Genomic DNA, 13,338 nt, shown 5'->3' with positions numbered 1-13,338 from the left:
TGCTTCGTGTCCCCGTCCGGGACAGACCTTCTTCCGGGAGCCTCCCGAGCCACTCCGTGTTCCATGCGTCGTACCTGGGCAGTACGCCGTATGCGCGCACTGAGCGGGCCACCGGGCACGCTTCGGAATCGGTGCTACCACGCCACGTGACACTGGGTGCCACAGTTCGCGGAAGCGCCATCACCTGCAAATCTCTTCCGCCGCGTTGGCGGACCACCGCCCCGGCACGGTTCGCAGAGACAGGACCGTAGCCGGACAGCACAACCGGTCGCCGAGCCAGACAGGCCGACGTCCGCTCCAGGGAAGGACCCTTCGTGAGCGACACCACCGATCTGATGGGCGCACGTGTCGAGGAGACCGCTGCCGCGCCCGCCACGGACGCCTCCGCGCCTGCCAGCGGTGCCGGCTCCCGGCGGCGCCGTGGTACCGGCCTCGAGGGCATGGTGCTGGCCGAGCTGCAGCAGGTCGCCTCGGGCCTCGGTATCAGGGGCACCGCGCGTATGCGCAAGAGCCAGCTGATCGAGGTCATCAAGGAGGCCCAGGCCGGTGGGGGTGCCGCCCCCAAGGCTGCGACCTCCCCCGCCGGGGACGCCACCGAGACCAAGCCGAAGCGCCGGACCACCTCGAAGGCCCGGACGGGCGAGGCCGCCGCCGAGAAGAAGGCGGAGAAGGCCCCGGAGGCCCCCGCCGACAAGGCCGTGGCCCAGCAGCAGATCGAGATTCCCGGCCAGCCGGCCGGGGGCACCTCCGAGCGTGGGGGAGACGAGGCCCCGACCGAGCGCCGTCGCCGTCGCGCCACCGCCGAGGCGGGCGCCCCGGCCGCGAGCAGCGCCGAGACCGTCGTCGCCGAGGCGAAGGCCGAGCCCAAGGCCGAGACGCCCGCGCAGCAGGGCGAGGCCAAGGGCGACGCCGGTGAGGGTGACGGCCGTGGCCGTCGCGACCGCCGTGAGCGTGGCCGGGACCGGGACCGCGACCGGGACCGCGACCGCCGGGGCAAGGGCGACGACCAGCAGGGCCAGGGCGGTCAGCGCCAGCAGGGCCCGCAGCAGGGTCAGCAGCAGGGCGGCGGCGGTCGCCCGGAGCGCGGCCAGCAGCAGGATGACGACGACTTCGAGGGCGGCCGGCGTGGCCGTCGCGGCCGCTACCGGGACCGTCGTGGCCGTCGTGGCCGTGACGAGTTCGCCGGCAACGAGCCGCAGCTCGCCGAGGACGACGTCCTGATCCCCGTCGCGGGCATCCTGGACATCCTCGACAACTACGCCTTCATCCGTACGTCGGGCTACCTGCCGGGTCCGAACGACGTGTACGTCTCCCTCGCCCAGGTCCGCAAGAACGGTCTGCGCAAGGGTGACCACGTCACCGGTGCGGTCCGTCAGCCCAAGGAGGGCGAGCGCCGCGAGAAGTTCAACGCGCTGGTCCGCCTCGACTCCGTCAACGGCATGGCGCCCGAACACGGCCGTGGCCGCCCGGAGTTCAACAAGCTGACCCCGCTCTACCCGCAGGACCGCCTCCGCCTGGAGACGGACCCGGGCGTGCTGACCACCCGCATCATCGACCTCGTGTCGCCGATCGGTAAGGGCCAGCGCGGTCTGATCGTGGCCCCGCCGAAGACCGGCAAGACCATGATCATGCAGGCGATCGCCAACGCGATCACGCACAACAACCCCGAGTGCCACCTGATGGTCGTCCTTGTCGACGAGCGTCCGGAAGAGGTCACCGACATGCAGCGGTCGGTCAAGGGCGAGGTCATCTCCTCGACCTTCGACCGTCCGGCCGAGGACCACACCACGGTCGCCGAGCTCGCCATCGAGCGCGCCAAGCGTCTGGTGGAGCTGGGTCACGACGTCGTCGTGCTGCTCGACTCGATCACGCGTCTGGGCCGTGCGTACAACCTCGCCGCCCCGGCCTCCGGCCGCATCCTGTCCGGTGGTGTCGACTCGACCGCCCTGTACCCGCCGAAGCGCTTCTTCGGTGCGGCCCGCAACATCGAGGACGGCGGCTCGCTGACCATCCTCGCCACCGCCCTGGTGGACACCGGGTCCCGCATGGACGAGGTGATCTTCGAGGAGTTCAAGGGCACCGGCAACGCGGAGCTCAAGCTCGACCGCAAGCTCGCCGACAAGCGCATCTTCCCCGCGGTGGACGTCGACGCGTCCGGTACCCGTAAGGAAGAGATCCTGCTCGCCAGCGACGAGCTCGCCATCGTCTGGAAGCTGCGCCGGGTGCTGCACGCCCTCGACCAGCAGCAGGCGGTCGAACTGCTCCTCGACAAGATGAAGCAGACCAAGTCGAACGCCGAGTTCCTGATGCAGATTCAGAAGACGACGCCGACTCCGGGCAACGGTGACTGAGCGCCGTTGAGCTGACCGTCGTCGGTCGGCTGCGGGTGCTCCGTGGTCGATCGCGCAGTTCCCCGCACCCCTTGGGGTGTTGAGGCCGCCCCCCGTCCAGAAGTGACGGGGGGCGGCCTTTTGGCGCTGAGAGGTATGGAGTGCAACACGCGCCCCTCCCTGCTCACCTCTCCCTGGGGGACCTCCTTGCCCACGCCCCTGTCCGGGCGGCACAGACGTCGCATACGCCTTGCTCTGCCCCTTGCCGCTGTCGGTGTCGCCGGTGCCGTGACCGCCGCGCTGTTGACGGGGTCCGCCGGTGCGGCCACCGCGCTGCCGAAGCCGACAGCCCAGCCCGTCGTCAGCCAGCCCTCCCAGGCCACTCTGGAGAAGCGCATCGCCGGCGCCTCCGGTGGCGACAGCTCGACGAAGACCGGCAGCCAGTCCGCCGTCTCTCCGAAGATCATCGGTGGCACCGAGACCACCATCTCCACGGCGCCCTGGATGGCCCAGCTCTGGTACTACGACGACAAGGGCACCACCGACACCAGCGACGACTTCGGCTTCTTCTGCGGCGGCTCGGTCGTCTCGCCGACGAAGATCCTCACCGCCGCGCACTGCGTCCGGGACGAGAACAACAAGGCCTACAACTGGAAGGCGTACGGTGCCGTCGTCACCGGCACCGACCAGCTGGCCACCGGGAGCGACCTGCACGGCGGCCAGGCCACCGGTGTGGTGCGCCAGTGGAACGCGTCGTACAACCCGTCGACGATCGACAACGACATCGCCGTGCTCACCCTGGCCGTTCCGGTCAAGGCCACGCCGATCCGCATGGTCACCTCCGGCGACACCGCCTCGTACACCAGCAGCGGTGCCACGGTCTACGGCTGGGGCCGTACCAGCTCCACCAGTGACGACATCTCCCCGACGCTGAAGACGGCCACGCTGCCCATCCAGTCCGACAGCACCTGCTCCGGCTACTACGCCGGGTTCGTCAAGGGCCACATGGTGTGCGCGGGCAACCCCGCCAGCGGGAGCGACGCCGGTACGACCTCCGCGTGCAACGGTGACTCCGGTGGGCCGCTCGTGGTGAACGGCCGGATCGCCGGCGTGGTCTCCTGGGGCGTCGAGGACTGCGTGGCGAAGGGCGCCTACAGCGTCTTCAGCAAGGTCTCCAGCTACGTCGGCGCGGTCTATCCGCAGATCGACGACAGCAACCTGAGCCTCTTCAACAACAAGACCGACGGCAAGGCCGACCTCTTCGTGCGAGCCTCCTCCACGAAGACCGGCTACGAGAAGGACTCCAGCGGAACCTCCTTCGGCGCCCGGGTCTCCTGGGGCGACTGGAGCGGCGTCAACCTGGTCCGGCAGACCGACCTGAACCGGGACGGCTACCAGGACCTGGTCTACCGGGTCAGCTCCACCGGTGACGTGTACTGGGACCACGTCGTGCTGAGCAGCGACCGGACCCAGGGCACCTGGACCACGACGAAGCTCTTCTCCGGCTGGAAGACCCGCACGCGGATCATCACGCCGGGCGACCTCACCGGTGACTACCTGCCCGACGTGCTGTCCGTCGACTCGGGCGGCACGCTCTGGCTCTACCCGGGCAAGGGCAACGGCACCTTCGGCGCGCGGGTGCAGGTCGGCACCGGCTGGGGGCAGTACAACATGGTGCTCGGCCACGGCGACTTCACCGGTGACGGCAAGGCCGACCTGCTCGCCCGCAGGAGCAGCACCGGCGACCTGTACCTGTACAAGGGAACCGGGAAGTCCGGCTCCGGTGCCTTCGCCGCCCGGATCAAGGTGCGCAGCGCCTGGACCGGCTACAACGCCTTCGCCGCGGTGGGCGACGTGAGCGGTGACGGCAAGGCCGACTTCCTGGCCCGTACCTCCGGCGGCACGCTCTACCTGTACAAGGGCACCGGCAAGGCGACCAGCGAGATCTTTGCCACAAGGGTCTCGGTCGGCACCGGATTCCAGGCTTACGACCTTTTCGGCTGAAAATGCTGGTGAGCGGGGTTCATCCCGTTCACGCGGCTACACAGAGTGCCCATCGCCGTACGCGATGGGCACTTTGCGTCGTGCAACCCTTTCCCGAGTTTCTCCGTCTGACCTGACGGGGTGACGATGGTGCGGTGACGACCGCACCCGACCCTGAAAGCAGGGGGTAACCGACCGGACGAGACCTAGGAGTGACGTGTCCGCCGAGAGCACGCCGGAGCCCGGTATACCGGGGCCGGGCGAGACCGGATCCCGCCGTGGCAACGGCAGCCGCCGCACGACCCGCAGCACCCGCCACAAGGCCCTGCTCGTCACGGCCTGGACGGCCGCGGGCGTGGTCGTGCTGGGAGGCACCGGCGCCGGGTACGTCTACTTCAAGCTCAACGGCAACATCAAGAGCGTCGACATCGATCAGGCCCTCGGCGCCGACCGGCCCATGAAGATCGACAACGGCTCCGAGAACATCCTGGTCCTCGGCTCGGACTCCCGCTCCGGCTCCAACAAGAAGCTCGGCGGCGGCACCGACGACGGCAGCGCCCGCTCCGACACGGCGATGATCGTCCACGTCTACAAGGGCCATCAGAAGGCCAGTGTGGTCTCCATCCCGCGTGACACCCTCATCGACCGACCCGAGTGCACCGACACCAACGGCACCACGCATCCGGCCGCGTCCGGCGTGATGTTCAACGAGGCGTACTCCACCGGCGGCGCGGCCTGCACCGTCAAGACCGTCGAGTCGCTCACCGGTATCCGCATGGACCACTACCTGGAGGTCGACTTCGCCGGCTTCCAGAAGCTCATCGACGACCTCGGCGGGGTCCCGGTCACCACGACCGCGAACATCGACGACCCGCAGAGCCACCTGAAGCTCAAGGCCGGCACCCACACCCTCGACGGGGAGCAGGCACTCGGCCTGGTCCGCACCCGGCACGGCGTCGGCGACGGCTCGGACCTGGGCCGCATCCAGCTCCAGCAGGCGTTCGTCAAGGCGCTGATGGACCAGGTCAAGCACGTCGGCGTGTTCAGCAGCCCGAAGAAGCTGTACGACCTCGCCGACACCGCCACCAAGGCCGTCACCACCGACTCCGACCTCGGCTCGGTCAACGCCCTCGCGGACTTCGCGAACGGCCTGAAGGGCATCAGCTCGTCCCACGCGAAGATGGTCACGATGCCCGTCCAGTACGACCCGGACAACCTCAACCGGGTCCTGGTGGCGAAGGCGAAGGCCCAGCTGGTCTGGGACGCCCTGCAGAACGACCGGTCGATCCCGGCGTCGGCGACCAAGGGAACGGCCACGGGCGAAGCCAAGGGCGTGGTGACTCCCTGAGCCCGCTCACCCCCGGGGAATAGACGACGACGCCCCCCGGTTTTGGGGGATGGCGCCAGTCCTGGCAGACTGGTACGTCGGCTCCGGTTCACGCTTTCGCAGCCCGCGACAGCGACCCGGCGCCCTCCCGAAATCTAGGAGACACCTTGAAGCGCGACATCCACCCCGAGTACGTCGAGACGCAGGTCAGCTGCACCTGTGGCGCGTCGTTCACCACCCGTAGCACGATCCAGTCCGGCACCATCCGGGCTGAGGTCTGCTCCGAGTGCCACCCGTTCTACACGGGCAAGCAGAAGATCCTCGACACCGGTGGCCGTGTGGCCCGCTTCGAGGCCCGCTTCGGCAAGGCTGCCGCCGGCTCCAAGAAGTAGCGAGCCCCCATTCGCCGGTCCACGGTCGCGCCCCCACCGGGGTGTGCCCGGGACCGGCGTTTTTGGTCGCCCGCCACCCCTCCCCCCGCAGTACAGGAGCCGAAAGATGTTCGAGGCAGTCGAGGAACTCGTCGCCGAGCACGCCGATCTGGAGAAGAAGCTCGCCGATCCGTCGGTCCACTCCGACCAGGCGAACGCGCGCAAGCTGAACAAGCGCTACGCCGAGCTGACCCCGATCGTCGCCACGTACCGCTCCTGGAAGCAGACCGGCGACGACATGGAGACCGCGCGCGAGCTTGCCGCCGACGACCCTGACTTCGCCGCAGAGGTCAAGGAACTGGACAAGCAGCGCGACGAGCTCACCGAGAAGCTGCGCCTGCTGCTCGTCCCGCGCGACCCGAGCGACGACAAGGACGTCATCCTGGAGATCAAGGCGGGCGCCGGCGGCGACGAGTCCGCCCTGTTCGCCGGTGACCTGCTGCGCATGTACCTGCGCTACGCCGAGCGCGTCGGCTGGAAGACCGAGGTCATCGACGCCACCGAGTCCGAGCTGGGCGGATACAAGGACGTCCAGGTCGCTGTGAAGACCAAGGGCGGCCAGGGCGCGACCGAGCCCGGCCAGGGCGTGTGGGCCCGGCTGAAGTACGAGGGCGGTGTGCACCGCGTGCAGCGTGTGCCGGCCACCGAGTCCCAGGGCCGTATCCACACCTCCGCCGCCGGTGTGCTCGTCACCCCCGAGGCCGAGGAGGTCGACGTCGAGATCAACCCGAACGACCTTCGCATCGACGTGTACCGGTCCTCCGGCCCCGGCGGCCAGTCCGTCAACACCACCGACTCCGCCGTGCGCATCACGCACATCCCGACCGGAGTCGTCGCCTCCTGCCAGAACGAGAAGAGCCAGCTCCAGAACAAGGAGCAGGCGATGCGTATCCTGCGCTCCAGGCTGCTCGCCGCGGCGCAGGAGGAGGCCGAGCGGGAGGCCGCCGACGCCCGCCGCAGCCAGGTCCGCACCGTCGACCGCTCCGAGAAGATCCGCACCTACAACTTCCCGGAGAACCGCATCTCCGACCACCGCGTCGGATTCAAGGCGTACAACCTGGACCAGGTCCTGGACGGCGACCTCGACGCGATGATCCAGGCCTGCGTCGACGCCGACTCGGCGGCGAAGCTGGCAGCTGCATAAGGCACGTACGAGTTACCCGGAGGACTTGCGTGAACCTGCTGCTCGCGGAGGTGGCCCAGGCCGCCCAGCGGCTGGCCGACGCCGGCGTGCCCTCGCCGCGCAACGACGCGGAGGAGCTCGCCGCGTTCGTGCACGGCGTGAAGCGGGGCGCGTTGCACTCCGTGAAGGACTCCGACTTCGACGCCCGCTACTGGGAGGTCATCGCCCGGCGTGAGCAGCGCGAGCCGCTGCAGCACATCACCGGGCGCGCCTACTTCCGGTACCTGGAACTCCAGGTCGGCCCGGGTGTCTTCGTGCCCCGGCCGGAGACCGAGTCCGTGGTCGGCTGGGCCATAGACGCCGTGCGTGCCATGGACGTCGTCGAGCCCTGCATCGTCGACCTGTGCACCGGCTCGGGCGCCATCGCGCTCGCCCTCGCCCAGGAGGTGCCGCGCTCGCGCGTGCACGCCGTGGAGCTGTCCGACGACGCCCTGGTGTGGACGCGCAAGAACGTGGCCGGGTCCAGGGTCGACCTGCGCCAGGGCGACGCCCTGGACGCCTTCCGCGACCTCGACGGACAGGTCGACCTGGTCATCTCCAACCCGCCGTACATCCCGCTCACCGAGTGGGAGTACGTCGCCCCGGAGGCCCGCGACTACGACCCGGAGCTGGCGCTGTTCTCCGGCGAGGACGGCCTGGACCTCATCCGGGGCCTCGAACGCACCGCGCACCGACTGCTGCGCCCCGGCGGTGTCGTCGTCATCGAGCACGCCGACACCCAGGGCGGCCAGGTGCCGTGGATCTTCACCGAGGAGCGGGGCTGGGCCGACGCGGCCGATCACCCCGACCTCAACAACCGCCCCCGGTTCGCGACCGCCCGCAGGGCGCTGCCGTGACCACCCCGACGACTTCCAGCCCGCAGTACGTGTACGAGGAGGCCCGCTAGACATGGCACGGCGATACGACACCAACGACGCGACCGACCGCGTGACGGGTCTGCGTGAAGCCGCGTCCGCGGTCCGCCGGGGCGAGCTGGTGGTGCTCCCGACCGACACGGTGTACGGCATCGGCGCCGACGCGTTCTCCCCCGAGGCCGTCGCCGACCTGCTCGCCGCCAAGGGCCGGGGCCGCAACATGCCCACCCCTGTCCTCATCGGCTCCCCGAACACCCTGCACGGCCTGGTCACGGACTTCTCCGAGCCGGCCTGGGAACTGGTCGACGCGTTCTGGCCGGGTGCCCTCACCCTGGTCGCCCGGCACCAGCCGTCCCTGCAGTGGGACCTCGGCGAGACTCGCGGCACGGTCGCCGTCCGCATGCCGCTGCACCCGGTCGCCATCGAGCTGCTCACCGAGGTCGGCCCCATGGCCGTGTCCTCGGCGAACCTCACCGGCCACCCGGCGCCGGAGGACTGCGACGCCGCCCAGAACATGCTCGGCGACTCCGTCTCCGTCTACCTCGACGGCGGCCCCACCCCGGGCAACGTGCCCTCGTCCATCGTGGACGTCACCGGCCCGGTTCCGGTGCTGCTGCGCGAGGGCGCGATCTCCCCGGACGAGCTGCGGAAGGTCGTACCCGACCTCGAGGTGGCGAATTGACGGCCCCTGAGGCGGGGCGTGGCATAGGCAACGGGGAACGTGAAGCGGAACTGACGACGACGTTCGGGTTTCCGCGCGACACCTTCCGCATCCTCCACGTCAGCACCGGCAACGTGTGCCGCTCGCCGATCACCGAGCGGCTGACCCGCCATTTCGTGGCGGAGCGGCTCGGCGTACTCGGCGGCGGGCTGATCGTGGAGAGCGCGGGAACCTGGGGCCACGAGGGCGCGCCCATGGAGGCCAACGCGGAGGCCGTGCTGGCCGAGTTCGGCGCGGACGCCTCCGGCTTCGTCGGCAGGGAGCTGCTCGACGAGCACGTGATCACGTCCGACCTGGTGCTGACGGCCACGCGGGACCACCGGGCCCAGGTGATCTCGATGGGGCACTCGGCGGGGCTGCGGACGTTCACGCTGAAGGAGTTCACCCGCCTGGTCCGGGCGATAGATCCGGCCACGCTGCCGCCGCTGGAGGACGGCGTGGTCGCGCGGGCGCGGGCGCTGGTCCGTGCGGCCGCGGCTCTACGCGGGTGGCTGCTGGCCCCCACCGCCGAGGCGGACGAGGTGTACGACCCGTACGGGGCACCGCTGCCGTTCTTCCGGTCGATCGGGGACGAGATACATGAGGCGCTGGATCCGGTGGTGACCGCGCTGACGGGTGTGACCGCGAGGATGTGACACCGCGCACCCCACCGGTCCCAGGCCTACATTGGACCTACGTCACCGTCGACCGCCCGGGAGCCCGCCATGTCGGTCACCCATACCCTCGAGACCGATGTCCTGCGGCGACAGGACCTGGAGCTGGCCGAGATCGTGCACGCGGAGCTGGAACGGCAGTCGACGACGCTGCAGCTGATCGCCGCCGAGAACTTCACCTCGCCGGCCGTGCTCGCCGCCCTCGGCTCACCGCTCGCCAACAAGTACGCCGAGGGCTACCCCGGCGCCCGGCACCACGGCGGCTGTGAACTGGTCGACGTCGCCGAACGCCTCGCGGTCGAGCGGGCCAAGGCGCTCTTCGGCGCCCGGCACGCCAACGTCCAGGCCCACTCGGGCTCCTCGGCCGTCCTGGCCGCCTACGCCGCCCTGCTGCGCCCCGGAGACACCGTTCTCGCCCTCGGGCTGCCCTACGGCGGCCATCTCACCCACGGCTCGCCCGCGAACTTCTCCGGCCGCTGGTTCGACTTCGTCGGGTACGGAGTCGACGCCGAGACCGGGCTCATCGACCACGACCAGGTGCGCCACCTGGCCCGCAACCACCGGCCCAAGGCCATCGTGTGCGGCTCGATCGCCTATCCCCGCCACCTCGACTACGCCTTCTTCCGTGAGGTCGCCGACGAGGTCGGGGCGTATCTCATCGCGGACGCCGCGCATCCGATCGGCCTGGTCGCCGGGGGAGCTGCGCCCAACCCGGTGCCGTACGCCGACGTGGTGTGCGCCACCACCCACAAGGTGCTGCGCGGCCCGCGCGGCGGAATGATCCTGTGCGGCGGCGAACTGGCCGAGCGCGTCGACCGGGCCGTGTTCCCCTTCACCCAGGGCGGCGCGCAGATGCACACCATCGCCGCCAAGGCCGTCGCGTTCGGCGAGGCGGCGACACCGGCGTTCGGCGTGTACGCCCATCAGGTGGTCGCCAATGCGAGGGTGCTCGCGGCTCAGCTGGCCGCCGAGGGCCTCGCGGTCACCACCGGCGGCACGGACACCCACCTGATCACCACCGACCCGGCCCCGCTCGGCGTGGACGGGCGCACCGCACGCGGCCGGCTGGCCGCCGCCGGATTCGTCCTGGACTGCTGTGTGCTGCCGCACGGCGACGGGCGCGGGCTGCGCCTGGGGACGGCCGCGGTGACCACACAGGGCATGGGGGAGCCGGAGATGGTCAAGATCGCCGCGCTGCTGGCCTCGGTGCTGCGGGGCGAGACGGAACCGGCCCCGGCGCGGGAGGAGGTGCGCGAGCTGGCCGGTAGATTTCCGCCTTATCCCGGCTGAGCGGGGGTAGGCGCACGGCCGTACACCCCGGTATGCACCGACGTGCACAGCCATTCGTGCAACCATCGTCGCTACCCGGAAGTCCTCATCCATATGCATCGCTCGCTAGGGTGGTGGGCTGTGATGGCCAGCGAGATCTGTGGGGAAGCCCGTGCGTGAATACCTGCTGACGCTCTGCATCACGGCCGCGGTGACGTATCTGCTGACAGGGCCGGTACGGAAGTTCGCGATCGTGGCGGGAGCCATGCCGGAGATCCGGGCACGTGACGTGCACCGGGAGCCCACTCCGCGCCTCGGCGGGATCGCCATGTTCTTCGGCCTGTGCGCCGGCCTGCTGGTCGCGGACCACCTCACGAACCTCAACCAGGTCTTCGCCAGATCCAACGAGCCACGGGCGCTGCTCTCCGGGGCCGCGCTGATCTGGCTGATCGGTGTCCTGGACGACAAGTTCGAGATCGACGCGCTGATCAAGCTGGGCGGCCAGATGATCGCCGCGGGCGTCATGGTGATGCAGGGTCTGACGATCCTGTGGCTGCCCATCCCGGGCGTCGGCAACGTGGCGCTGACCCAGTGGCAGGGCACGCTGCTCACGGTCGCCCTGGTCGTCATCACGATCAACGCGGTGAACTTCGTCGACGGCCTGGACGGCCTGGCCGCGGGCATGGTGTGCATCGCGGCGGCGGCGTTCTTCCTGTACTCGTACCGGATCTGGTACTCGTACGGCATCGAGGCCGCCGCTCCGGCGACCCTGTTCGCGGCGATCCTGATGGGCATGTGCCTGGGCTTCCTGCCGCACAACATGCACCCGGCGCGGATCTTCATGGGCGACTCGGGCTCGATGCTGATCGGGCTGGTGCTGGCCGCGGGCGCGATCTCCATCACGGGTCAGGTCGACCCGGACGCGCTGGCCCTCTTCACGGGCTCGGAGAAGGCGGCGGTGCACCAGACGGTGCCGGTCTACATCCCGCTGCTGCTCCCGCTGACGATCATCGCCGTACCGGCGGCGGACCTGGTGCTGGCCATCGTGCGCCGCACCTGGCGCGGCCAGTCCCCGTTCGCGGCCGACCGGGGCCATCTGCACCACCGGCTGCTGGAGATCGGCCACTCGCACAGCCGGGCCGTGCTGATCATGTACTTCTGGTCGGCGCTGATCGCCTTCGGCGCGCTGGCGTACTCGGTGAACTCGGCGTCGATGTGGATCGTGCTGGGCGTGGTCTTCCTCAGCGCGGTCGGCCTGGCGCTGCTCCTGCTGCCCCGCTTCACGCCGCGTGCCCCCAGGTGGGCGGAGCGCTTCGTGCCGCCGCGGTACCGCAGGCGGCGGGCGGTGCCCACGCTCGACGCCGCGGTGCCGGCGGGCGGCACGGTGCGCGAGTGCCACGGGGCCACCGCACTCCGCGACCAGGCACTGGTGCCGGACCGGGGCGCGGAGGCCGACGTCCGGTAGCCCGGCGGGGGCCGGCATCTCAGCCCTCGTAGAGGTGATCGGCGACGGCGCCCCCATCGCTGTGCGCTGCTGGCGACCGCCGGCCGGGCGCAGGTGGACGTAGGCGGACCTGGGCGTGCCCGAATCCGAGGTCGTGGAGAGCCTGATCGAAGAGGCCCTCAAGCCGGTCGCGTCAGCAGGTGAGGCCCCGGTCGCGCGGCTTGGCAAGGTAAGAATCTGACTAGAGCATTGCCAAGTCGTGGGGGAGTAAAGCGCCCTAATACCAGACAAGACACCCCGGTTTTTGCACAGACGCGCGCCGTCACTCTCATGTGTGACAGCGCGCACACCTACCAGGTAAAGACCTCATCAAATAGTTTGTGATACGGTTCACGAGAACCCCGGAGAGAGCCGAAGGACCGAAGTGCGTCGGTCCAATGGCGTGAGGTCTCGATCACTCAGCCCGGGACTACGCTCGTCCATGACGACACCTGCCCCCTGTGAAAGCGGAGTTGCCGCCATGCCGTCCAATGACGCCCGGATCCTGGCCCAGGCCGCCGTACCCACGGCTGTCGTCGGCGCGCTCGCCGCCGTCGTCAGCGGAGTGGTCGCGGGCGGCAAGGGAGCGATCGGGGCTGTCGTCGCGACGGCGGTCGTGTGCCTCTTCATGGGGTCCGGTCTCTACGTTCTGCAGCGCATCGCCAGGTCACTTCCGCAGCTCTTCCAGGGCATGGGCCTGATGCTCTACACCGCCCAGCTGCTGCTGCTGGTCGTCTTCGTGGCCGTGTTCAAGGACACGAACCTGTTCAATCCCCGTGTCTTCGCCGTCGTTCTCGTGGTCACCACTCTGGCGTGGATCGTCGCGCAGACCCGTGCCCACATGAAGGCCAAGATCCTCTACGTCGAACCTGATGCCTCGTCGGCGGGCGACAAGCCCGAGAAGACAGGGCACTCGCGGTGAGAGGTAGGGCCGGGATAAAGGCATGCAGGAGATGCTGCTATCGTCCGGTGCCAACTGCGGCATCGCGGGCGCGGGCATCTGAGCTGACGCCTGTTCAATCGCGAGGCGAGATGCCCCACAGCCGCCCCCACATCCGTAACACCAGTCCCGTGCCGAACCGCGGCCCCGCGTCGCGCCGACAC

General features: G+C 69.8%; 11 protein-coding genes. All 11 read left to right on the top strand.

Annotated features, from left to right (window positions below):
• The first annotated feature begins 314 nt into the window (after nt 1–314).
• The 11 genes from rho to ACIRVH_RS37600 all read left to right on the top strand — a co-directional run bounded on the left by rho (nt 315) and on the right by ACIRVH_RS37600 (nt 13,156).
• Nucleotides 315–2,351 carry a transcription termination factor Rho gene (gene rho / locus ACIRVH_RS37650; RefSeq protein ID WP_403963328.1) on the top strand — a complete coding sequence of 679 codons (2,037 nt, stop codon included), beginning with the start codon at nt 315–317 and terminating at the stop codon, nt 2,349–2,351.
• Between the two features lie 267 nt (nt 2,352–2,618).
• Nucleotides 2,619–4,334 (top strand): trypsin-like serine protease, encoded by a 1,716-nt coding sequence (locus ACIRVH_RS37645; RefSeq protein WP_403963325.1) that lies wholly within the window; start codon nt 2,619–2,621, stop codon nt 4,332–4,334.
• A 196-nt stretch (nt 4,335–4,530) separates the two neighbouring features.
• Entirely contained in the window at nt 4,531–5,661 is a 1,131-nt protein-coding gene (locus tag ACIRVH_RS37640; protein ID WP_403963323.1) for an LCP family protein, read from the top strand.
• A gap of 146 nt (nt 5,662–5,807) precedes the next feature.
• Nucleotides 5,808–6,032 carry a 50S ribosomal protein L31 gene (rpmE, locus tag ACIRVH_RS37635; RefSeq protein WP_030672379.1) on the top strand — a complete coding sequence of 75 codons (225 nt, stop codon included), beginning with the start codon at nt 5,808–5,810 and terminating at the stop codon, nt 6,030–6,032.
• A 106-nt stretch (nt 6,033–6,138) separates the two neighbouring features.
• The gene (prfA, locus tag ACIRVH_RS37630; RefSeq protein ID WP_403963320.1) at nt 6,139–7,215 is read left to right on the top strand and encodes a peptide chain release factor 1; all 1,077 of its coding nucleotides are present in this window, start codon (nt 6,139–6,141) and stop codon (nt 7,213–7,215) included.
• 29 nt (nt 7,216–7,244) lie between these two features.
• The gene (gene prmC / locus ACIRVH_RS37625) at nt 7,245–8,090 is read left to right on the top strand and encodes a peptide chain release factor N(5)-glutamine methyltransferase (protein ID WP_145883688.1); all 846 of its coding nucleotides are present in this window, start codon (nt 7,245–7,247) and stop codon (nt 8,088–8,090) included.
• 52 nt (nt 8,091–8,142) lie between these two features.
• Nucleotides 8,143–8,790, top strand: a complete 648-nt coding sequence (locus tag ACIRVH_RS37620; protein ID WP_403963316.1) for an L-threonylcarbamoyladenylate synthase — start codon at nt 8,143–8,145, stop codon at nt 8,788–8,790.
• On the top strand, nt 8,787–9,464 hold the full coding sequence (locus ACIRVH_RS37615) for a protein-tyrosine-phosphatase (protein WP_403963312.1): 678 nt from the start codon (nt 8,787–8,789) through the stop codon (nt 9,462–9,464). Before ACIRVH_RS37620 ends, ACIRVH_RS37615 begins: the two co-directional genes overlap by 4 nt.
• A gap of 69 nt (nt 9,465–9,533) precedes the next feature.
• Nucleotides 9,534–10,772, top strand: a complete 1,239-nt coding sequence (gene glyA, locus ACIRVH_RS37610; protein WP_403963309.1) for a serine hydroxymethyltransferase — start codon at nt 9,534–9,536, stop codon at nt 10,770–10,772.
• A 151-nt stretch (nt 10,773–10,923) separates the two neighbouring features.
• A complete protein-coding gene (locus tag ACIRVH_RS37605; RefSeq protein ID WP_403963306.1) occupies nt 10,924–12,216 on the top strand; it encodes an MraY family glycosyltransferase in 1,293 nt (430 codons plus the stop codon).
• Nucleotides 12,217–12,715: 499 nt separating this feature from the next.
• The gene (locus ACIRVH_RS37600; RefSeq protein WP_403963303.1) at nt 12,716–13,156 is read left to right on the top strand and encodes a hypothetical protein; all 441 of its coding nucleotides are present in this window, start codon (nt 12,716–12,718) and stop codon (nt 13,154–13,156) included.
• Nucleotides 13,157–13,338: the final 182 nt, after the last annotated feature.

It is taken from the genome of Streptomyces sp. NPDC101165, assembly GCF_044768135.1.
GTDB lineage: Bacteria > Actinomycetota > Actinomycetes > Streptomycetales > Streptomycetaceae > Streptomyces.
The sequence above is the reverse complement of the archived record's forward strand: the minus strand, read 5'-3'. Positions and strand labels throughout refer to the sequence as shown.